20 protein-coding genes and 1 CRISPR repeat array are annotated in these 23,524 nt (G+C 35.0%); of the genes, 19 read left to right on the top strand and 1 reads right to left on the bottom strand.

Annotated features, from left to right (window positions below; translation table 11 throughout):
- The 11 genes from arcC to uidA all read left to right on the top strand — a co-directional run bounded on the left by arcC (position 1) and on the right by uidA (position 12,696).
- Complete coding sequence (gene arcC, locus HMPREF3270_RS05590; protein ID WP_070848920.1) at positions 1 to 942, top strand: carbamate kinase; 942 nt, start codon at positions 1 to 3, stop codon at positions 940 to 942.
- Positions 943 to 1,109: 167 nt separating this feature from the next.
- Positions 1,110 to 2,324: a CynX/NimT family MFS transporter gene (locus tag HMPREF3270_RS05585; RefSeq protein ID WP_070848922.1), complete on the top strand. Its 1,215-nt coding sequence runs from the start codon at positions 1,110 to 1,112 to the stop codon at positions 2,322 to 2,324.
- A gap of 130 nt (positions 2,325 to 2,454) precedes the next feature.
- Positions 2,455 to 2,832, top strand: coding sequence for an iron chaperone (locus tag HMPREF3270_RS05580; protein WP_002479892.1), 378 nt, complete (start codon positions 2,455 to 2,457; stop codon positions 2,830 to 2,832).
- 17 nt (positions 2,833 to 2,849) lie between these two features.
- Positions 2,850 to 4,064, top strand: coding sequence for a helix-turn-helix domain-containing protein (locus HMPREF3270_RS05575; protein ID WP_002479891.1), 1,215 nt, complete (start codon positions 2,850 to 2,852; stop codon positions 4,062 to 4,064).
- A 416-nt stretch (positions 4,065 to 4,480) separates the two neighbouring features.
- Positions 4,481 to 5,128 (top strand): bifunctional 2-keto-4-hydroxyglutarate aldolase/2-keto-3-deoxy-6-phosphogluconate aldolase, encoded by a 648-nt coding sequence (locus HMPREF3270_RS05570; protein ID WP_023015519.1) that lies wholly within the window; start codon positions 4,481 to 4,483, stop codon positions 5,126 to 5,128.
- On the top strand, positions 5,125 to 6,132 hold the full coding sequence (locus HMPREF3270_RS05565; RefSeq protein WP_070848924.1) for a sugar kinase: 1,008 nt from the start codon (positions 5,125 to 5,127) through the stop codon (positions 6,130 to 6,132). The genes HMPREF3270_RS05570 and HMPREF3270_RS05565 overlap by 4 nt, the downstream gene beginning before the upstream one ends.
- A gap of 15 nt (positions 6,133 to 6,147) precedes the next feature.
- Positions 6,148 to 7,548 carry a glycoside-pentoside-hexuronide (GPH):cation symporter gene (locus HMPREF3270_RS05560; protein ID WP_002479888.1) on the top strand — a complete coding sequence of 467 codons (1,401 nt, stop codon included), beginning with the start codon at positions 6,148 to 6,150 and terminating at the stop codon, positions 7,546 to 7,548.
- Positions 7,549 to 7,564: 16 nt separating this feature from the next.
- Complete coding sequence (gene uxaC / locus HMPREF3270_RS05555) at positions 7,565 to 8,986, top strand: glucuronate isomerase (RefSeq protein WP_070848926.1); 1,422 nt, start codon at positions 7,565 to 7,567, stop codon at positions 8,984 to 8,986.
- The gene (uxuA, locus tag HMPREF3270_RS05550) at positions 8,983 to 10,029 is read left to right on the top strand and encodes a mannonate dehydratase (RefSeq protein ID WP_023015517.1); all 1,047 of its coding nucleotides are present in this window, start codon (positions 8,983 to 8,985) and stop codon (positions 10,027 to 10,029) included. Before uxaC ends, uxuA begins: the two co-directional genes overlap by 4 nt.
- A gap of 4 nt (positions 10,030 to 10,033) precedes the next feature.
- Positions 10,034 to 10,876 (top strand): SDR family oxidoreductase, encoded by an 843-nt coding sequence (locus HMPREF3270_RS05545; RefSeq protein ID WP_002479885.1) that lies wholly within the window; start codon positions 10,034 to 10,036, stop codon positions 10,874 to 10,876.
- 20 nt (positions 10,877 to 10,896) lie between these two features.
- On the top strand, positions 10,897 to 12,696 hold the full coding sequence (gene uidA / locus HMPREF3270_RS05540) for a beta-glucuronidase (RefSeq protein ID WP_070848928.1): 1,800 nt from the start codon (positions 10,897 to 10,899) through the stop codon (positions 12,694 to 12,696).
- Between the two features lie 137 nt (positions 12,697 to 12,833).
- Here uidA and HMPREF3270_RS05535 read toward each other — a convergent pair whose 3' ends face one another.
- Positions 12,834 to 14,180, bottom strand: coding sequence for a PepSY-associated TM helix domain-containing protein (locus tag HMPREF3270_RS05535; protein WP_070867183.1), 1,347 nt, complete (start codon positions 14,178 to 14,180; stop codon positions 12,834 to 12,836).
- 343 nt (positions 14,181 to 14,523) lie between these two features.
- On the opposite strand from HMPREF3270_RS05535, the gene HMPREF3270_RS05530 reads away from it, so the two are divergent.
- The 8 genes from HMPREF3270_RS05530 to HMPREF3270_RS05500 all read left to right on the top strand — a co-directional run bounded on the left by HMPREF3270_RS05530 (position 14,524) and on the right by HMPREF3270_RS05500 (position 23,516).
- The gene (locus tag HMPREF3270_RS05530) at positions 14,524 to 14,961 is read left to right on the top strand and encodes an LPXTG cell wall anchor domain-containing protein (RefSeq protein WP_070848931.1); all 438 of its coding nucleotides are present in this window, start codon (positions 14,524 to 14,526) and stop codon (positions 14,959 to 14,961) included.
- Positions 14,962 to 15,217: 256 nt separating this feature from the next.
- Positions 15,218 to 18,379, top strand: a complete 3,162-nt coding sequence (cas9, locus tag HMPREF3270_RS05525) for a type II CRISPR RNA-guided endonuclease Cas9 (RefSeq protein WP_083326835.1) — start codon at positions 15,218 to 15,220, stop codon at positions 18,377 to 18,379.
- Between the two features lie 7 nt (positions 18,380 to 18,386).
- A complete protein-coding gene (gene cas1 / locus HMPREF3270_RS05520) occupies positions 18,387 to 19,292 on the top strand; it encodes a type II CRISPR-associated endonuclease Cas1 (protein WP_070848933.1) in 906 nt (301 codons plus the stop codon).
- Complete coding sequence (cas2, locus tag HMPREF3270_RS14185; protein ID WP_371106801.1) at positions 19,289 to 19,429, top strand: CRISPR-associated endonuclease Cas2; 141 nt, start codon at positions 19,289 to 19,291, stop codon at positions 19,427 to 19,429. The genes cas1 and cas2 (HMPREF3270_RS14185) overlap by 4 nt, the downstream gene beginning before the upstream one ends.
- Positions 19,407 to 19,613: a CRISPR-associated endonuclease Cas2 gene (cas2, locus tag HMPREF3270_RS05515; RefSeq protein ID WP_256324350.1), complete on the top strand. Its 207-nt coding sequence runs from the start codon at positions 19,407 to 19,409 to the stop codon at positions 19,611 to 19,613. Before cas2 (HMPREF3270_RS14185) ends, cas2 (HMPREF3270_RS05515) begins: the two co-directional genes overlap by 23 nt.
- Positions 19,614 to 19,623: 10 nt before the next feature.
- Positions 19,624 to 20,613 (top strand): hypothetical protein, encoded by a 990-nt coding sequence (locus HMPREF3270_RS05510; RefSeq protein WP_070848935.1) that lies wholly within the window; start codon positions 19,624 to 19,626, stop codon positions 20,611 to 20,613.
- Positions 20,614 to 20,643: 30 nt separating this feature from the next.
- Positions 20,644 to 21,009: direct repeats of the CRISPR family, unit length 36 nt; unit sequence GTTTTAGTACTCTGTAATTTTAGGTATAAGTGATTC.
- A 105-nt stretch (positions 21,010 to 21,114) separates the two neighbouring features.
- Positions 21,115 to 22,203, top strand: a complete 1,089-nt coding sequence (locus HMPREF3270_RS05505; RefSeq protein ID WP_082732266.1) for a PTS sugar transporter subunit IIC — start codon at positions 21,115 to 21,117, stop codon at positions 22,201 to 22,203.
- Between the two features lie 242 nt (positions 22,204 to 22,445).
- Complete coding sequence (locus HMPREF3270_RS05500) at positions 22,446 to 23,516, top strand: PTS sugar transporter subunit IIC (RefSeq protein ID WP_002479879.1); 1,071 nt, start codon at positions 22,446 to 22,448, stop codon at positions 23,514 to 23,516.
- Positions 23,517 to 23,524: the final 8 nt, after the last annotated feature.

The raw sequence follows: 23,524 nt of genomic DNA, 5'->3' as shown, positions 1-23,524 counted from the left end.
ATGGGTAAATATGTTGTTTTAGCACTTGGCGGTAACGCAATTTTACAACCTGGCCAAGAAACAACGTTTGAAAATCAATATAACAACGTAAAAAATGCGGCAAGCAAAATGGCCGACATTAAAGAAAGTGGACACAAAATTGTTGTGACACACGGTAACGGACCACAAGTAGGTAACATCATCGTTCAAAACGAAGCGGCTAAAGACCAAGTTTCACCAATGCCGATTGATGTATGTAACGCTGAATCTCAAGGTTTCATCGGTTATATGATGGAAAGCGCACTGAAAAACGATTTATACCAACGCGGTATCGATTCAAATGTTGTGTCATTTTTAACAATGGTTGAAGTCAGCAAAGATGATCCAGCTTTCGATAATCCAACGAAACCAATTGGTGTGTTCTTCTCAGAAGAAGAAGCAAAACGCATGGAAAAAGAACAAGGTTTCACTATGGTTGAAGATGCTGGTCGTGGCTATCGTCGTGTTGTACCTTCACCAGAACCAATGGTGATCAACGGTGTAGATGCGATTAAACGCTTAATGACAGACACAGTTGTCATTTCATCAGGCGGTGGCGGTATCCCTGTATATCGTGACGATGACGGCAAAATTCATGGCTTAGAAGCGGTTATTGATAAAGACCGTTCAGGCTTGAAATTAGCTGAACAAGTGAACGCTGATACGTTCATTATGTTAACAGACGTACCGAATGTTTATATCAACTATGGTAAAGAGAATGAAGCGAAATTAGAAAACATCTCAGTTGAGGAAGCGGAACAATATGTTGCGGAAGGTCAATTCCCAGCAGGCAGTATGTTACCGAAAATCCAAGCTGCGATTGAATTCGCGAAAACAGGTAAAGAAGCGATTATCTGTTCATTAGCAGACGCTGTCGATGCTTTAGAAGGTAAAGCAGGTACACGTATCACTTTAAATAAATAAGTGACGTGATGCATAGTAAGGTATGTTAATCTTCTATACCTGTACTTGCATTGATGAAACGAAAGACATAGAATAAAGTTAATTCAATGAGGTGGGGAGATTAGGTTCTGTCCTACCTCTCTCTTTATTTTCAAATAAACTTAAATAAATGAAGAAAGGGTGAGCATATGGTACAGGATGAACGCTTCCAAAAACATAGATTGCGCGATTCGTGGTTGATTGTTCTTGCGATGGTCTTTGTCGCATCAACATTACGTGCACCGTTAACAGCAGTTGGTCCGGTTATTGATCAAATTAAAGATGCCTTATCAATCAATAACAGTGTGGCAGGTATCTTAACGACGATCCCGCTGTTGATTTTTGGTATTGTATCACCGTTTGTATCTAAAGTATCCTCGCGTATGACGATGTCTAAGACGGTGTTCTTATCTACGATTTTAGTCATTATTGCGTTAATCGTACGTGTCTCTGGCGGATTCCCGATTTTCATCATTGGTACAGTGTTGCTAGGTATTGGTATTGCCTTTGGTAACGTCGTGCTGCCAAGTTATGTAAAATGGAAATTCCCGCTTCAAATCGGTCTAATGACAGGCTTATACAGTGGTACAATGAACTTCACTGCAGGTTTAGGCGGCGGCTTAAGTTATCCGTTATCTGAAGCGGGTACATATCGTCTATCGTTAGGTTTCTGGTTAGTATTTGCGATTATTGCGATTATATTATGGGTTCCGCAAATGCTTTCAGGTACGAAACAAGAGAAAGCCATGCTTGAACAAGCAGCTAAAGAAGAGAAAAAGTTATTTAAAATCAGTCGTTCTAAACTCGCATGGACAGTCGCATTCATGATGGGCTTCCAATCTATGATTTTCTATACAGTTGTCGCATGGGTACCGTCTATCTTAGTAGATAGAGGTGTAGATGCTTCAACAGCAGGCTACTTATTGATGCTGAACCAATTCGCACAAGTACCGATGACGTTTATTTTCCCTATTTTAGCGTCACGTATGAAGAACCAAAAACTATTAGTGACTATCGTTTCCGCATTCTTTATTATCGGATTCGCACTGTTCTTCTCACAATCATTCACGCTATTAATTATCGGTATGATTTTAGCCGGCTTTGGTATGGGTTCTGGATTTAGTTTATGTATGACATTCTTCTCAATCCGTGCACGTACAAGTGATGGCAGTATCGCATTATCTGGCTTCGGTCAATCCATCGGTTACTTCATCGCCGCAATCGGACCATTCTTAATTGGTTTACTACACGATGTGACTGGTGGATGGATTTCTGGAATTATTTCACTCGTTGCGATGGGTGTCTTATTCTATGTATTTGGATTGCTTTCTTCACACGGTGAAGTAGAAGATGAATTAGCATAGTTACTTTAAGTATGACAGTAAATAGACTTACGCTGTCATGCTTTTTTAATGGAAATTTAGAGATACATTCATAGCCCTTTTGAGAATGGTCTCATATAATGGAAGTAAGTCGAAATAAAGGGAGAAATCAATGGAAAATTTTAATGAGTATTTAAATAAAATCGAGGATCCAAAACAAAAGGAAATCTTAACAACTGTTTTTAACTGGGTAGATGAAACGTTTCCTGAGTTAGAAAAAGCCATTAAATGGAATCAACCTATGTATACACATCATGGTACCTATATTATCGGGTTCAGTCGTGCAAAGGCACATTTCTCTATAAATCCTGAAGCTGCAGGAATGAAGCCGTTTATAGACCGTTTTGACGCAAATGGCTATACGTATACTGAAAACTTATTCCGTATTAAATGGACGCAAGATATAGACTATGACTTATTAAAGGATATGATTCAATTCAACTTAGAGGATAAAGCAGACATTACGTCTTTTTGGCGTCATTATAAATAAAGTCAGTAGGTGTTTATATGGATGATAAGACAATTGAAATGTTGAAAACACATGCAATGTACTTATTAGGGCTAGAATTAAAAGTGTTTGATAATCGTCACATTAATCAAATTGTAAATGAAATTAAAACGCCGTTTATGAATTACGAAAGTAAACAATTACGCAAGTCTTTAAAGACTTACATTAATGAGATGAGCAGTCAGCACATTTACTTTTATACCAATGCGTTTAATGTCCATTATTATTTCTTCAAGTATCGTAAGCAAAAACAATTTATTATGATCGGTCCTTTCTTAAATGAACGACCGACTGAAAAACAGAGTCATGAAATGCTGCAAGAAGCGGGCATTAAAATATCAAAGATGGCTACTTTGAAACAATATTTATTGAGCATTCCGGTTTGTAATCGTAGAGACGCATTGAAAATGACACGATTAGCCGTACGTTTTATTAAAAATCGAGATGTGAATTATGAAGTCATTCCATTTACATTAAAGATGCATACAACAGAACTAGGTTATACAGCGACACAAGAACAATATGAATTCACATTGAATGAATTAGAAGAAAGATATAAAGTTGAGAATCAATTAATCACTGCGATGGAAAATGGTGATAAAGAAACAGTATTTAATTGTCTGATAAAATTAATGAGTAGTGTGGCTGGTATGAAACGTTCAAATGATTACGCTTTAAACGCAAAATATAAAGCTTATATTTTAAATACATTCGGACGTAAAGCAATCGAAAAAGCAGGCGCAAACTTGTTGCTAGTCGATCAGATTTCTAAAAAATATGCTGCTGAAATAGATGAAGTAGTTAATTTGCAGGGACTCAGTGATGTGATGCATGCGTTAACTATGGAATACACCGATATTGCTCAAAAAGTGAAACAGTACGAACACACACCAAAAGTTAATAAAATTCTGCAGTATATCGATTTACATTTAGATCATCCACTCACGCTTCAATATTTAGCAGAGATGGTTGATTTATCTCCTTCTTATTTATCTAGAATCTTTAGCGAGGAATTAGGCGTTACCTTATCACAATACATCATTAAAGCTCGCATTAAAGTTGGGCGGGACTTGTTAGTGCGAACCAATATGTCTGTCTCTGACATTGCAGTTTATGTCGGGTTTAAAAATCAAAGTTATTTTACTCAAAGATTTAAAGAAGTATATCACATGTCTCCATTAAAGTATCGAAAAATGAAAAAACATACAAAATGATGAAACCGTTTACAATCGCTACACCATTATTGTATCTAAATTCATAAACATAAACAATTTTTCATAGTATCAATTTGTCAGAAATCTCGAAAAAAACGCAAATAAGGTAAAAATTTGTATAAAAACGTAAAAAAAATGATAAAAACAGCGGATATTCCAAGAGTAAAAAGTAAAATAGTAACGTAAAATTTCATATCATTTTTCGCCGAAAATTCATTGTTCGTGTAGATAAATATTACAAAGAAACGCTTTTATATCAAGGGTTTAACTTGATTGATAAAGGCGTTTTTTTATTTGCGTTTTTTGCATAAAAAGAGGTCTGAAATCTGATGGAAAATTGACCATTCTTAAAAAAACTTTTACTTTAGTGGTGAGCTAGCTAGTTAAAAAAAGTATTTTTAAGGGAGGATTAAACAATGCATAAATATACAATATTGGAACAGTTGCATAACAATTATCTGGTCGCAGTTGTCAGAGGCAAATCACAAGAAGATGCACAAAATATGATTGATCAAATTATAGAGGGCGGAATCAAAAATATTGAAGTAACATTTACAACACCAGGTGCAGAACATGTGATTCAACATTTACAACAACATGCTGATGACACAGTTGTGATTGGTGCTGGCACTGTACTTGATGCGCATACTGCGCGTATCGCAATCTTAAACGGCGCTAAATATATCGTCAGTCCAAATTTTGATGGAGACATTGCACAGTTATGTAACTTGTATTCAATTCCGTATCTGCCTGGTTGCGGGTCGGTCACAGAAATTACAGATGCATTGAAATCAGGTGTAGATTTAGTCAAAGTCTTTCCAGGTGATGTGCTTGGTTCAGATTTTATCAATGCAGTTCACGGACCTATTCCAAATGTCGAAATGATGCCTTCAGGTGGTGTATCCATTGATAATATGGACGAATGGTATAAAAAAGGTGCATTTGCAATCGGTATTGGCGGCGGATTAACAAAAGGTGCGAAAGACGGCAGTGATAACATCATTTATCAGAACACGAAGAAATTTGTAGAACGCTTCGAACGTATTCGAGGTGATAAGTCATGAATTTTATCACACTAGGTGAAATCATGATGCGTTTAACACCTCCAAACCATCAAACGATTACAGAAACCACATCGTTTGATGCGGTCTATGGCGGTGCAGAAACGAATGTAGCTGTCGGGTTAGCTGGATTCGGCGTATCAACACAAGTGATAACGGGATTACCTCAAAATGAGCTTGGGCAAGCTGTATTAAGAACGTTACGAAAATATAATGTTGGCACAGACAATATTGTTCAAGCAGATGGCAGGTTAGGTGTGTATTACTTAGAAAAAGGATTTGCTTATCGACCTTCTAAAGTAGTGTATGATCGTGCGAATTCAGTATTTTCACAGTTGGATACAACGTCAATTGATTTTGAAACAGCTTTTAAAAATCAACAGTGGTTCCACTTTACAGGTATTACACCTGCATTGAATGAACAGTTGTTTAAGGTTACGTTACAAGCCGCAAAAGCCGCAAAATCACAAGGCTTATTTGTAAGTTGTGATTTAAACTTCCGCGCAGCATTATGGTCTTTTGAAACAGCACGTGAGGCGATGTCTGAGTTGTTACCTTATGTTGATTTAATCTTTGGTTATGAACCTTTATCACTTACAAATGAAGATGGAACGGATAAAAAGGATGGCTTAGATAGATTAGCTTCGATTGAAACATTAAAACCATATTTAGCTGAAATACACGAACGCTATGACATTGAATACATTGCTTTTACACAAAGAAAAAATTTTACGAACTCAAGAAACCGCTTACAAGGTTTTATATCACATAGAAACCATATAGAACAGACAGCACAATTTGATTCAGATATTTTAGACCGCGTCGGTACTGGTGACGCATTCAGCACAGGGATTATTTATGGATTAATGGAAAATTGGGATTTGAGAACGACAGTTCAATTTGCGATTAACAATATGTTGTATAAGCACGCCATCCATGGTGATTATCATACAGCGGATGTTGAAACAATTTTCCAAATTACAGATTCAGCGGATATTAAACGCTAGAAAAGAGGTCATGCTATGGAAACGATGACAAAACGACAAGAGGAAAAAGTTGAAACATTTAAAGCGATAGAAAAGCCGAAATTACCGCTCAAAGAGAAAATTGCTTATGGATTTGGTGACTTAGGTAACGGAATGATGTTTGACTTAGGTCAAATCTACTTACTTAAGTTCTATACAGATGTTTTAGGAATATCAGCAACGTATGCAGGTTTAGTATTCCTAATTTCAAAAATATTTGACGCTTTTGTCGATACAGGTGTCGGATCTTATGTAGATTCACGTAAAAATATTGGTCCAAGAGGTAAGTTCAGACCATATATCTTATTTGGGACAGTACCTTTAGCAATTATGACAGTAATGACCTTTATCACCCCGAATTTAGATTATACCGGTAAAGTGATATGGGCATTCGCAACTTATATGATATTCAGTATGGCTTATTCAATTGTTAATATTCCTTATGGTTCACTTTCTGCATCTATGACAGTAAACGCAGATGACCGTACACAACTTTCAGTGTTCAGAAATATGGGGTCACAAGGTGCGTTGTTCATTACAGGTATCATTGTTTTACCTATGGTAAGCCAATTCCCTAATCAAGCAATTGGGTTCCCAGTTGTTGTAGGTGTACTTGCGGCAATTGGTGTGATTTTCCACATCATTTGTTATAAAGGTGTTAAAGAACGCTTTACAGTAGAACCCCCTGATACAAAAGGACAAAGTAGAATTGCGTTTAAAAACTTATTGAAAAACGGAGCATTCGCAGTGCTTGCCTTCTATACATTACTAACAATTACAGCCATGTTCTTAAAGCAATCTACACAATTGTATTACTTCCAATATGTACTTGGCGAAGTTAATTTAGTAGGCATTGTTAGCTTGTTCAACTTTATCGCACTGATTCCAGCATTATATCTTACAACTGTTTTAAGTAAGAAGTTTGGTAAAAAAATGACTGCGATTATTGGTGTTGTAGGCTTTATCATTTGTGAAATGTTAAACTATGCATTCTTTGGAGAGAACGTTGTAACCTTCTTAATCTTTAGTACATTAGGCATGTTCTTCCTAGTGATTCCTAATACAGTTACATGGGCATTTATCGCAGACGTTGTAGAATACGGCCAATGGAAATCAGGAGTTCGTACTGAGGGGATTATTTATTCAAGCTACAGCTTCACACGTAAAGTATCACAAGCTTTAGCTGGATTTATTCCAGGTATAGCACTAACGTTTATTGGTTATCAACCGAATGTCGAGCAAACTGCCGATACATTACAGGGGTTAGGACTTTTATACTTTGTCGTACCTGCTGTTATCAGTTTAATTGCGGTGATTGTCTTCGGAATATTCTATAAATTAACAGATAAACGACATGAACAAATTGTAAAAGAATTAGCGTTAAGAGAAGAAATTTAAAAGGAGCGTATATACTATGGCATTTATCAATGAAACTTTTATGTTACACAATGATAAAGCAGTACAACTTTATGAAGATTATGCAAAAGACATGCCAATTTATGACTACCATTGTCATTTAGACCCTAAACAAATCAGTGAGGATCATCACTTTGATAACATTACAGATTTATGGTTGAGCGGCGATCATTATAAATGGAGAGTTATGCGTGCTCAAGGTATCGAAGAACATTACATCACTGGAGATGCGGACAAAAAAGAAAAGTTTGTCAAATGGGCACAAGCACTTCAAAACGCAGTCGGCAACCCAGTGTATCACTGGTCACAATTAGAACTTGCGATGTACTTCGGTGTCTATGATTTATTAACTGAAGATAACGCAGAAGAAATTTATGAACGTGTGAATCAATATCTGAAAGACAATCATGTGACAACGCAATCTTTAATTAAAGAATCAAAAGTTAATTTGATTTGTACGACAGATAATCCAACAGATGATTTACATTATCATGATGAAATTAAAGCCCAATCTGATTTCAAAACAGCGGTTTTACCAGCATTCAGACCTGATGCAGCATTTAAAATCGGTTCACAAGATTTCATAGATTTTGTTGAAAAACTAGCTGAGATTACTCAACCGATTCAAAGTGTTGAAAGCTTCATTGACAGTTTGAAACAACGTATCGATTACTTCCACGGCAAAGGCGGCAGATTAGCTGACCATGGTTTGGAACGAATTGATTATGAAGATTTCACATCAGAAGAAATCACGGACATCTTCAGAAAAGCATTAAGCAAAGAAACGGTTTCTGATTTTGAAAAAGCACAATTTATCACATTCGTCTTAAATGAGTTAAGCAAAGCATACGCTGACAAAGGATGGACAATGCAAATTCACTTCGGTGCTATCAGAAATAACAATACGAGAGCATTTGAAAAGTTAGGTCCTGACACAGGTTTTGATTCAATTAACGATCAAACGAACTTAGCGTATAACTTGAACCATTTACTAGACATGATGGAACGTGAAGATCACTTACCAAAAACGATTCTTTATAACTTGAACCCAAATTATAACGACGTTGTAGGTTCAACAATTGCGAACTTCCAAACAGAGCCAGGTATTGCGAGTAAAATCCAACACGGTGCTGGCTGGTGGTTCAACGATACAAAACGTGGCATGTTGAGACAAATGTCATCACTAGCTGATCAAGGTATGTTGATGCACTTTGTAGGTATGTTGACAGACTCAAGAAGCTTTATCTCATACGCACGACATGAATACTTCCGTCGCATTCTATGCACATATATCGGAGAGATGATTGAAAATGGAGAAATTCCAGATGAACCATCATTATTAGAAAAATTAATTAAAGGCATTTGTTACAACAATGCTTATCATTACTTTGGATTAATTAAGGAGGAGAATAATCAATGAAGATGACATTTCGTTGGTATGGTAAAGAAGATCCAATTAGTTTAGAGTACATTCGTCAAATTCCTGGTATGGAAGGGATTGTCAGCGCAATTTATGATGTACCTGTTGGTGAAGTTTGGCCATTAGATAAAATCGAAGCACTAAAGAAAGAGATAGAAGATGCTGGTTTAGAGTTATCTGTGATTGAAAGTGTACCAGTACATGAAGATATTAAGTTAGGACGTCCTACACGTGACAAGTATATTGAAAACTACCAACAAACATTACGTAATTTAAGCAAAGCAGGAATTAAAGTTGTGTGCTATAATTTTATGCCAGTGTTTGATTGGACGCGTTCAGACTTAGAATATCGTTTAGACGATGGTTCAACTGCTTTAATCTATAACGAAGACCATATCAAAAAGATGGATCCATTAAGCGGGGAACTTTCATTACCTGGTTGGGATTCAAGTTATACGAAAGATGATTTAGCAGATTTATTTAAAGCTTATGAATCTGTTGATGAAGAAAAGCTATGGGAAAACTTGTCTTACTTTATTAATAAAATTATCCCTGTAGCTGAAGAGGAAGATATTTTAATGGCGATTCATCCGGATGATCCACCATGGAATATTTTCGGCTTACCGCGAATCATCACAAATAAAGAAAACTTAGAACGCTTCATTAATCTATATGATTCAAAATCAAACGGTTTAACAATGTGTTCAGGTTCATTAGGCTGTGATAAAAACAATGATTTCCCTGAAATGTTACGTTACTTCGGTAAAAAAGACCGCGTACACTTCGTGCATGCGCGTAATATCAAACATACAGGTACACATTCATTTGAAGAGTCTGCACACCCTTCAGATAAAGGTTCTTTAGATATGTATGAAATTGTTAAAGCTATGCATGACTTTGGTTATGAAGGTCCTGTACGTCCAGACCATGGCCGTATGATTTGGGGCGAAACAGGTAAACCAGGTTACGGTTTATATGACAGAGCACTAGGTGCGACATATTTAATCGGACTTTATGAAGCAGTAAGTAAAGGTAAGGAGTGAGCATATGATTCCATACGAAATTGATTTGAACAATAAAACAGTAGTAGTGACTGGTGGTAATGGTGTCATCGGTTCAGCGATGTCGAAATCATTAGCTCAAGTCGGTGCTAATATTGCGATTATTGGGTTGAATGATGAGACAGGTGCACAAGTTGTACGTGAGATTGAAGAAGCGGGCGGCAAAGCACTTTTCATTTCAGCAAGCGTTACAGATAAAGCACAGATGGAACAAGCAAAAACAAAAATCCATGAAGCATTTGGCAAAGTGGATGTGTTAATTAATGGTGCAGGCGGTAACCATCCTAAAGGTACAACGGATGATGAACATTTTGATAAAGATAATAAAGATCAAATGCAGACGTTCTTTGAATTGGATGAAGCAAGTGTTGGTTTTGTGTTCGACTTGAACTTCTTAGGTACGTTCATTCCATCACAAGTCTTTGCGCAAGACATGATTGATAACAAAGAAGCAACAATCATCAACATTTCATCAATGAACGCATTTACACCATTAACTAAGATTCCAGCATACAGTGGAGCAAAAGCAGCTGTCAGCAACTTCACGCAATGGTTAAGTGTTTACCTTGCTGATACAGGCGTACGTGTTAATGCGATTGCGCCAGGGTTCTTAGTGACATCTCAAAATGAAAAGTTATTAATTAAAGAAGATGGCAGTTATTCAGCACGTGCAGAAAAAATCTTGAATGCGACACCTTTACATCGTTTTGGTAAACCAGAAGAATTAATCGGTGCATTATTCTTCTTAGTCGATTACCGTTCATCAAGCTTTGTGGACGGTGTAGTATTACCAGTTGATGGCGGGTTCAATGCATATTCAGGCGTATAATAAATGAAGGAGAGAATGATATGTTATATCCAATTACAACAGAAACAAGAAATATTATTGATTTAAATGGCACTTGGAAATTCCGATTAGAACATGCGAATGAAAAGTTAGATGCGACACAACCATTAGATACTGATTTAGTGATGAGTGTCCCAGGTTCATATAACGAGCAAGGTGCGATTAGTGAGATTCGTAACCATGTGGGTACTGTCTTTTACGAAAGAGACTTTATCGTACCAAAAGCATTACGTGACGAGCGTTTAGTTTTACGTTTCGGATCAGCTACACATGAAGCGATTGTATATATTGATGGTGAAGAAGTTGTATCTCATAAAGGTGGTTTCTTACCATTTGAAGTAGATATTACAGATAAAGTTGGCGCAGGCAGCCACCGTTTAACTGTATCAGTAAACAACATTTTAGATCACTCAACACTACCTGTAGGTAACTATGAAGAGTTTACAGATGAAGATGGCAACTTAATCAGAAAGAACACACCAAACTTCGACTTCTTTAACTATTCTGGCTTACACCGTCCGGTTAAAATCTACACAACACCACATAAATATGTAGAAGATATTACAGTGGTGCCTAAGGTTGAAGGTGACAATGCGACAGTTCGTTATGAAACTGAGGTTGTCGGTGATGTGGAAGAGATACGTGTTGAATTATTAGATGAAGAAGGTACAATCGTAGGTTCAGCAACAGGTGCACAAGGTGACATCAAAGTAGAAAATCCACGTCTATGGGAACCGTTAAACGCATATTTATATAACTTAAAAGTAACATTATTCGACAATGGTGAAGTGGTTGATACGTATACAGAACGTGTAGGTATCCGCTCTGTTGAAGTGAAAGATGGTCAATTCTTAATCAACAACAAACCATTCTACTTCAAAGGATTCGGTAAACATGAAGATACACCTATTAATGGTAGAGGCTATAATGAAAACGCAAATGTTATGGACTTGAACTTAATGAAGTGGATCAATGCGAACTCATTCAGAACAGCGCACTATCCTTATTCAGAAGAAATGATGCGTCTTGCGGATGAACAAGGTATTGTAGTAATTGATGAAACTACTGCAGTAGGGGTTCACTTGAACTTCTTAGTACACTTAGGCAAATCAAATAATCCTATTGATACATGGAAAGACATTAAAACAAAAGAAGCGCATGAACAAGTGATTCGTGAATTAATCGCACGTGATAAAAACCATGCATGTGTTGTAATGTGGTCTATCGCTAACGAACCAGAATCAGATGCTAAAGGTGCGAAAGAATATTTCGAACCGCTTGTACAACTGGCAAGAGACTTAGACCCACAAGATCGTCCAATGACAATCGTAACAATCATGTTCTCACAACCTGATAACTGTCAAGTTCAAGATTTAGTCGATGTACTTTGCTTGAACAGATATTATGGTTGGTATGTAGACCAAGGTGATTTAAGAGCAGCGAAAGCATCATTGAAGAAAGAAATGGATGGCTGGTCTAAAGTACAACCGAATAAGCCAATTATGTTTACAGAATACGGTGCAGATACTGTAGCCGGATTACACGCAATCGATGACATTATGTTCACAGAAGAATACCAAGTGAAATATTACGAAGCTAATCATGAAATCGTAGACCAATATCCACAGTTTATCGGGGAACAAACTTGGAACTTCGCTGACTTCGAAACAAGTACAGGCCATATTCGTGTCCAAGGTAACCGTAAAGGTATCTTCACAAGAGATCGTAAACCAAAATCTGTAGCGTTCTACTTCAAAGAGCGTTGGGCAAATATTCCAGATTTCTACTATAAAACAAAGTAAGCCAATGATTGAAACTCACTGAACATTAAAATATTAAATAATAATTACTCCCAAAATCCAATATGTAAGTATATAAACAAAGCCTACTATATAAAAACAGCGCAGCCTCCCAGGGTTGCGCTGTTTGTTTCTGTTGATTAATTCAATTGTTTATTTCGCTTATCTTTCAAGTATAAGAGTGTTTCTATAATAAAGACGATAATGAGTGAGAAGCCGAATAAAGGCATTAAAACTCCTAAGATAATCAAAGTGATTATAAGTGAAATAGACATCGGCTTTTTCACACGTCTTGGTAGCATTTCAGCTTGGTTCATGTGTTTTAAGCGTCTAAACCAAGACATGAAACCAAAGATGATTCCGTCTAAAAAGGCGATACATACGAGTAAGTTAATGATTTTGTTAGCCAAACCGAAAAGGTGGCCTTCGTGAAGCGGAATACCCCAAGTTAACCATTTCGCTAGGATACCGTAATCTTGATAATCCACTTTGCCTAATTGTTTACCAGTATATTGATCCATATAACGTGTGGTTTCTTTTTCAGGTGCGACATCAAAGCCGGTTACACCACTATTGCTGGCTTTAGATAGCGTAAAGGAACCATCAGGACTGGTTGGATAAACAATCGCAAAAGGACGTGTTAAACCTTGCTTTTCAGCGTTGTGAATCACTTTATCCAAAGATAATTGACCGGGAATATTTGTCATCGGCATCGCCATACTACCATGATGCCCACCACCTTCTGATTGTGGTGCTGCTTTTTGTCTTAAAGCCCATGGAATTTCATTGGCTTCTGATTTAGGTGGATTTGCGACGAGTTGAGTTTGTCCTAATTGTGGGTACGCAGTAGAAATCTGATTGATTTTAGCACCCATGAAGCCAGACCAAGGTAAGCCTGTAAAGACTAAGATTAACATCGGAATGGCGATTATTAATCCGACAATCGCATGCCATTTTCGGAATTTGAGTACTTTGTTGTTAGATTTTAATAACTTTTTACGTACTAACATATAAATACCAGATAATATCATAAAAACAGTCCAACATGCGGTTAATTCAACTAAGTAGTTAATCGCAGTATTTTCGGTCGAAAGGGAACTATGTATACTTCTGACCATATTGGAATAGGTGTATTTCGCATTTTGTTGATCGACAATTTGGTTATGATTGTCTAGAAAAATATAGTAAGAATTACCTTCCATATCACCAATTGTGATGCGGTTATTGTAAGGTGACTCCATCACACTGACTTTATTGATAGTGTAACCAGGATGTTCTTTTTCGATTTGTTTAATCGCATCGGTCATAGATTGTTGTTTTGTATGTTCGCTTTGACCATAGAATTCGTGCTTATACAATTGATTTTCAACTTCAGGGAAGAAAAGATAAGCAATACCTGACAAAGTCAAAGTAATTAATAAAGGTGTAATAAAGACCGCAGCGTAAAAGTGTAATCGCTGCATAGGATTAAATGTGTTGGGTTTCATAATTTACCTCTTTATCTATATAAAATGTAATGATTTCGCTTTATATAAAAGCTACATTATATTATTACAGATTTTTAAATAGATGAAAGGACAAATGTTTGTCATATTTTGAAAATTGTATGACGGAAGTGTGAAAATTGTAGATAAAAGGAGTTTAATGCTATGTTAGTTAAGTTGAAATATATTGCCGTTTCATCCGAAAAACTATATCGATAAAAGTTATCTTTATGTAATTTACGAACATTCTGCAAAGTTTGTTTAGTTACTGTAAATAGGGTTTTTAAAGAAGGCAAGTTTGGTTACGTTAAAGATGAGTAAACTAGATAAACTTAGGAGGCCTATAATGAGAAAAATCGGTATCTTTTTAACAACGTTAGTTGCGGTAGCATTAATTTTTACTGGAATTGAAGACATTGTGAAAGGTGCAGAAGCGCAAGCAGCTAAAGCAGTTACGGGTGAAGTAGTTTCTGATGAATTGGATCCAGACGGTGACGGATGGGCAAATATCGGATTTGAAAATATCAAATTAGATGAACCTTACCAAACTAAGTTAGTTCAATTAACACATCTGAAAGATACAGGTAAAATGTCTACGACTGAATATAATGAAAAAGTTGCTGCATTAATTTCAGAAGCAAGATCAATTGATACATCTCAATCACAAGAATTACCAGCAGCCGGTGAAGCTGAAAGAAATCTTGTATTAGTAATCTTTGGCTTGTGTATTTCATTAATAGGTATGGTAACTGTTATGACTAGTAGAAAACGTAAAAGTGAATAACGAAAGAAATGTTCTAACAAATCTTTCAACAAAGTCAAAATTAAAATTATTAGAAAATACAAAATATTGATTGACTAATAATAACTACTATAATATCATTAAGTTACAATACTAATAATTGTATTGTACTTATACCTAAAATTACAGAATCTACTAAAACAAGGCAAAATGCCGTGTTTATCTCGTCAACTTGTTTGGCGAGATTTTTTTTACATTTATTAAATTTTAAATATTCAAATTATAAGGGAGTGATAGTATGAATAATAGTTATATATTAGGGCTAGATATCGGAATTACATCAGTGGGTTATGGAATTATTGATTATGAAACAAGAGATGTTATAGATGCAGGTGTTCGTTTATTTAAAGAAGCTAATGTAGAAAACAATGAGGGACGACGATCAAAAAGAGGGGCAAGACGACTTAAGAGACGTCGTAGACATAGATTACAAAGAGTAAAAAAATTGTTGTTTGATTATAAATTATTAAATGAAGACAGTGAAATAAGTGGAATAAATCCATACGAAGCTCGCGTTAAAGGACTAAGTGAAAAATTAAGCGATGAACAATTTTCTGCGGCATTGCTTCATTTAGCAAAGCGCAGAGGTGTACATAATGTAAATGATGTGGAAGAAGATACAGGCAATGAATTATCCACTAAAGAACAAATCGCAAGAAATAATAAAGCCTTGGAAGATAAATATGTTGCGGAATTACAGTTAGAACGTTTAAAAGAACAAGGCGAAGTAAGAGGTGCAGCTAACCGCTTCAAAACATCTGATTACATCAAAGAAGCAAAGCAGTTATTAAAGACACAAAGTAATCATCATAAAATTGATGAAACTTTCATAGAGACATATATCAGCTTATTAGAAACTAGAAGAACATACTATGAAGGTCCAGGAGAAGGTAGTCCATTTGGCTGGAAGGATATTAAAGAATGGTATGAAATGTTAATGGGACATTGTACATATTTCCCTGAGGAATTACGAAGTGTTAAATATGCTTATAATGCTGATTTATACAATGCCCTAAATGATTTAAATAACTTGGTTATTGCACGAGATGAGAATGAGAAACTAGAGTATTATGAGAAATTCCAGATCATTGAGAATGTCTTTAAACAAAAGAAAAAGCCGACACTCAAACAAATTGCGAAAGAGATACTTGTGAATGAAGAAGATATTAAAGGCTATCGTGTAACGAGTACAGGTAAACCAGAATTCACTAATTTTAAAATTTATCATGATATAAAAGGCATTACATCCCGAAAAGAAATTCTGGAGAATGCTGATCTACTCAATCAAATCGCTGAAATTTTAACGATTTACCAGTCAGCAGAAGACATACAAGAAGAATTAGCTGAACTGGAACCAAAATTGACACAAGAAGAAATCGAACAAATTTCAAATTTAACTGGTTATACCGGCACACATCGTCTCTCCCTAAAAGCTATCAATTTAATATTGGATGAATTATGGAACACAAGTGATAACCAAATGACTATTTTCAATCGTTTGAAACTTGTGCCGAAAAAAGTGGATTTAAGCCAACAAAAAGAAATACCAACATCTTTAGTGGACGATTTTATCTTATCACCAGTGGTGAAACGTTCATTCATTCAATCCATCAAAGTGATTAATGCTATTATTAAAAAATTCGGTTTGCCAAAAGATATTATTATTGAGCTAGCAAGAGAAAAGAATTCCAAAGAGGCACAAAAATTCATCAATGAAATGCAGAAAAGAAACCGCCAGACTAATGAAAGAATCGAAAAAATCATTAAGGAAACCGGTAAAGAAAAAGCTAAGGTTTTAATTGAAAAGATTAAACTACATGATATGCAAGAAGGAAAATGTTTGTATTCATTGGAATCTATTCCATTAGAAGATTTACTTAATAATCCATATCATTATGAAGTTGATCATATTATTCCTCGTTCTGTTTCTTTTGATAACTCTTTCAATAATAAAGTGCTAGTAAAACAAGAGGAGAATAGTAAGAAAGGGAATAGAACGCCATTTCAATATTTGAGTTCTTCTGATGCGAAAATTAGTTATGAGATATTTAAAAAGCATATTTTGAACCTTTCTAAAGGTAAAGGAAGAGTTTCTAAGAAGAAAAAAGAATATTTATTAGAAGAAAGAGATATTAATCGATTTAGTGTCCAAAAAGATTTTATTAACCGTAATTTAGTAGATACACGATATGCGACTAGAGAGTTAATGAATTTATTAAGATCCTATTTTAGAGTAAATGACTTAGATGTCAAAGTGAAATCGATTAATGGAGGTTTCACGAGTTTCTTAAGAAAAAAATGGAAGTTCAAAAAAGAAAGAAATCAAGGTTACAAACATCATGCTGAAGACGCATTGGTCATTGCTAACGCTGACTTTATTTTCAAAGAATGGAAAAAACTAGATACAACTAATAAAGTCATGGAAAACCAAACAGTTGAAGAGCAACAAGCTGAAAATATGCCGGGAATTGAAACTGACGATGAATATAAAGAAATATTTGTAATCCCGCGCCAAATACAAAGTATTAAAGACTTTAAAGATTATAAGTACTCACACAGAGTCGATAAAAAACCGAATAGAGAATTAGTAAATGATACCTTATATTCAACAAGAAAAGATGATAAAGGCAATACACTTATCATAAATAACATCAAAGGACTATATGACAAAGATAATGATAAATTGAAAAATTTAATCAAGAAGTCACCAGAAAAATTATTAATGTATCATCATGATCCACAAACTTATCAAAAACTGAAAACTATTATGGAACAATACAGTAATGAGAAGAACCCGCTTTATAAGTACCATGAAGAAACAGGCAATTATTTAACTAAATATAGTAAAAAAGATAATGGACCTATCATCAAAAAGGTTAAATATTACGGTAAAAAGTTAAATGCGCATCTTGATATTACAAACGACTATTCAAATAGTCAGAATAAAATAGTAAAACTATCATTAAAACCATATCGCTTTGATGTTTACTTAGATAATGGTGGATATAAATTTGTGACAGTTAAAAATTTAGATGTCATCAAAAAAGAAGGTTTCTTTAAAATTGATTCAAATGCTTATGAGAAAGCAAAAAGTGAGAAAAAAATTGATGAAAATGCAGTGTTTATCGCAAGTTTTTATAATAATGATTTGATTAAAATTGATGGAGAGTTATATAGAATTGTAGGGGTTAATAACGACACAAGAAATGTTGTAGAGCTAAATATGATTCCAATCACATATAAAGAATATTTGGAGAATATTAATGATAAACGAACACCACGAATATTGAAAACGATATCTCAAAAAACATATTCTATTGAAAAATATTCCACAGATATTTTAGGGAATCTTTATAAAGTGAAAAGTAAGAAAAAGCCTCAAATGATCATGAAAGGGTGAGTAGTTTTTGGCGTGGAGAATTGTATATCTTTCAGAAGTAGATAAACTTGCATTAAACTTAAATAATTTGAAAATCGCAAAAGGGGATTTGGAGGTTAAAATCCCCCTAAGCGATATTTTCGCTATTGTAATTGAAGACTTAACAACAACTATAACCTCAAGGCTTATGATAGAGCTTTCTAAATATAATATTTTAGTGGTTTTTTGCAATCAACAACATTTACCGGAATGTATGGTGCATCCAATTAATGGTCATTTTAACCAATACGGACAAATGAAAGAGCAACTTCAATGGTCAGAACAAAATAAAGGAGAATTGTGGAAACATATATTGGTTCAAAAAATTCAAAATCAGATTCAATGTATGAAACATGTTGGAGTCCTTGATGAAAGAATTATTAAAATGAAAGAGTTGCAAACTTTAGTTACATCTAGAGATGAAATGAATATAGAAGGACAAGCAGCTAAATATTATTTCAATACATTTTTTGAGGGTTTCAGACGTGATGATGAATTTTTAATAGAAAATATGGTGTTGAATTTTGGTTATACAATTTTAAATTCAGCAATCGCTAGAACCATTGTAGCAAAAGGGTTAATTCCAGCACTTGGTATTCATCATATTGGTGCACGAAATCATTTTAACCTTGCATCAGACATCATTGAAGTATTTAGACCATTAGTAGATTTATATCTATTAAAACATCCTCCAGAAGAAGAATATATGACAAAGGCATATAGATTAGAGTTAGTGAATTTAATGCATGCAAGAGTACAAATTGACGGAAAGCAGCACACAGTTATTAGAGCGATTGAAATTATGGTTCAATCAATCATTGAGTATTTCAGAACGGGGAGATATGAAACACTCAAGCTACCAAACATTAAACAATATTCTTTTTATGAATCATGAGTTATAAATTTATGAGAGTAATGATAATGTTTGATCTCCCAACTGACACGAAAGAGGAAAGACGCTTATATAGTAAGTTTAGAAAAGGGCTGGTTTCTGAAGGGTTTTTTGATGATGCAGTACTCTATTTACATTAAAAGTTGTATAAATAAAGATTCAGCAGAAAGCAGTGTGAATTATGTGAAACGTATCTTGCCGCCTGATGGTCATGTGAGAGCATTGACAATTACGGAGAAGCAATATGAGAAAATGAAAATATTATTGGGTGAAGAAGATAAAAATATTGAAATATTAGGAGATAATCGTACCATTTTATTTTAGGAGAAAAAATATGTATGAAGCGGTTTTAGAGATTAGTATTGAGGAATTACCAAGAGTTATTTTAAATACTAGTGAGTATACCTCTATTTACAATGAAGATTCAACACATGAAGAATACATTCTAGAAACACTTAAGAATTACTTTCAACCAAGAAATTCCAATAAAGACTGTGTAACCATTACAAATCTTTTAGAATGTGAGAGGGTTTCAAATAATCGGTTTAGAGGTTTTATCTTGAATCATTCTGCTATAGAAAATGAACATCAATTAGCAGCAACAAGTATGATGACTAAGAAAATCATTAGAGAATTGCATAATGATATGGAAATAGAAGGATATATCAATTCGATTAATGTATTATTGGATGACTTAAGGGAAAATCTAAGAGGGACTTTACCTTTGGCTGTTAAATCATTTGATTTAAAGCAGTTTATAAGACTGCTTTCATTTAAATATGATTACACTGAAGATTATGCTAGGCTGATTAATCGTTTAGAACAAGTAGTCCCGTTAGTAGTAGATGAAATGAATTATCAAGCAAAAGAAAAGGCGTTTTTGATTTATCTGTATCCAGAAGCGGGTTTAAGTATAAAAGAGCAAATTAGATTTAGAAAAACATTAAATGATCTGCCAATTCCAATAATAGTATTAACAGAGTCCTCATATTTTTTATCAGAGAATATCAAAGGTTTGAACTACTTTATCAACAATATCCAAATGATTACTGAAGAGTTTATTGATGATAGTTACTGGAATGCGCCAATTAATATAGAAATAGAAAAGTTTAAAGAGAGATTTGAGTATTTGTTTAAAAACTATTGTTCTTTTCTAGAAGTTAATCCTACAATTTCTAATTATAATTTGACGGAAATTGTTGTTTTCGATGATTTGGATCTTTATATAGTCATAGCTTTTTTAAAACATTGCAAATTTAACTATCACCTAGACATTGATAAGGAGAAAATTTCTTCAGCATTATCGGCGTATCTATTTTCTTAACCAAAATTCAAGTTTATAATTGTGCTAGAGGTTTTAGTACTCTGTAATTTTAGGTATAAGTGATTCCGCCTTTAGAATCTGTTATCGGACACAGACGTTTTAGTACTCTGTAATTTTAGGTATAAGTGATTCTTTATGGCAAATACATGGTCGGCCATTAAAGTTTTAGTACTCTGTAATTTTAGGTATAAGTGATTCAATAGTAACCTTAAAGATTTAACAACTGTAGTTTTAGTACTCTGTAATTTTAGGTATAAGTGATTCTGTAGATGTCACAAACTCTTATCAATGATGGTTTTAGTACTCTGTAATTTTAGGTATAAGTGATTCTTTTGCTTTTTGCATTCAAGCGTAGCGAATGTTTTAGTACTCTGTAATTTTTAAGCAGCTTCGGCTGCTTTTTTCTATTTTCTGTCATTGACATACTTTAATGATAGGCATACAATAATTCTGAAAATTACGAAAAAATCAGGTCTTTTGCATCACGAGAGGAGTCTTTTTATGGAACACACAGCGATGGATCATACTTCACCCACACATCCAGGGACTAAGATAGGTCCCAAATATTTTCTTTTTAACTTATTAAATGGGGTTGCGATTGGTATCGTAGCAGGTTTAATCCCGAATGCGATTTTAGGAGAAATCTTAAAAGCACTTGTCCCATTCAATCCAGTCTTTACTCAATTACTACACGTTACGACGGCTATTCAATTTGCGGTGCCTTGTTTAATCGGTGCGTTAGTTGCGTATCGTTTTAAATTTACCCCTTTAGGTATCGCGGTAGTTTCAGCGGCTTCCTTTATCGGTAGTGGTGCTGTCGTCTTTAAACATAATGCATGGGTTATCACAGGTATTGGTGACTTAATCAACACTATGTTCGCAGCTGCAATCGCTTCACTTATGATTTTGTTTATTGGTGAACGTTTTGGCAGCTTGAACTTGATTATATTACCAACATTTGTGGCAGTAAGTACAGGTTTCATCGCATTGCATACACTACCTTATGTCAAACTCGTCACAACAGCCATCGGTAATATGGTTAATAGCTTTACTGAATTACAACCGATACCGATGTGTATTTTGATTTCATTAGTTTATGCATCAATTGTGATTTCACCAATTTCAACCGCTGCATTATCCATGGCAATCGGTATTGAAGGATTAGCTGCAGGTTCAGCTTCTATCGGTATAGCAGCAGTAGAAGCAGTATTAACAATCGGAACATTGCGCGTTAATCGTTTAGGTGTACCGATGACAATCTTTTTAGGTGGCGTTAAAATGATGTTGCCGAACTTAGTACGTCATCCGATTATTTTCTTACCGATTACTACGACTGCTGCAGTAACAGGCTTTGTGGCAAGTTTAATCGGTATTGGAGGAACGAAAGAATCAGCTGGTTTCGGTATCATCGGTTTAGTTGGGCCAATCAATGCGTTCAGATTTTTAGATTACGGGGACTTCTGGCTTAAAGCGATACTTTGTGCAGTCGCATTCTTTATCGTTCCATTTATTACTGCGTTTATCGCGCACTTTGTTTATAGTAAAATATTTAAAATTTATGATGAAGAAATCTTTAAATTTATCGATTAATACATTAATGAGACAGTAATCATATGTGTGGTTTCTGTCTCTTTTTTATTGTGATACAAAAGATAGCTTATTTAGAAAGGGTTATAAGATAATTCATTCTACCATTTTAGTGGTTTCTTACTATTATATGTTCTTAAAACCATTATTAAATTCGAGCAGATATTGACTTTAAGTATTTTAAATATTAGAATTATCAGAATATTACAAATATAATTAGCAACACAGAAAACGGAGGAGAATATATGGGAGGAACTATGACAAGACCAGGTACCAAGGTGTCGGTGGGTACATTTTTTTATAACGTATTAAACGGGGTCGCATTCGCAATTATCGCAGGACTCGTACCGCATGCGGTATTAGGGGAAATTTTAAAAGCATTATCACCGTACTCTAAATCAGCAGGTGTTCTATTACAAGTAGCAACAGCCATTCAATTTACGGTGCCGATGTTGGTTGGTGCATTAGTCGCACATCGCTTTAAATTCACACCGCTTGGCATTGCGGTTGTTGCGGCAGCTTCATTTATCGGAAGCGGGGCAGCGCAATTTAAAAATGGTGCATGGGTAATCACAGGTATTGGTGACTTGATCAATACGATGTTAGCAGCATCAATCGCCTCACTTTTAATTTTATTCATAGGTGAACGCTTCGGAAGCTTGAATTTAATCATTTTACCTACCTTTGTAGCAGTTATTACTGGGTTTATTACATTACATACTTTGCCATACGTAAAATTAGTCACTACAGGTATTGGACATATCATTAATACCTTTACAGAGATGCAGCCAGTGTTAATGTGTATGCTGATTGCGATTGCTTATAGTATGATCATCATTTCACCGATTTCCACAGTAGCAACATCTATGGCCATCGGTATCAGCGGTCTAGCAGCTGGTGCAGCATCAATCGGTATTACAGCAGCAGAAGCAACATTAGTCTTTGGGACAATCACTGTAAACCGTCTCGGTGTTCCTGCCACAATTTTACTAGGCGGTGTTAAGATGATGCTTCCAAATATGGTTAAATATCCTGTGATGTTAGTACCGATTACAGTTACCGCAGCCATCTCAGGTTTTGTGGCAAGTTTCATCGGTATTGGCGGAACAAAAGAGTCTGCAGGTTTCGGTATTATCGGTATGGTCGGACCGATTAATGCCTTTAGATTTATGCATGTTGATGAAGTTTGGTTGAAATTAGTCTTGATTATCACAGCATTCTTTGTCGTTCCATTTACGGTTGCTTATATCGCGCACTTTATTTTCATCAAAATCTTTAAACTTTATGATAAAGAAATCTTCAGATTCCTAGGATAATCGTATTT

It is taken from the genome of Staphylococcus sp. HMSC65H10, from assembly GCF_001839185.1.
Classification (GTDB): Bacteria; Bacillota; Bacilli; order Staphylococcales; family Staphylococcaceae; genus Staphylococcus; species Staphylococcus simulans.
This window is presented reverse-complemented; position numbering and strand designations above follow the sequence as displayed.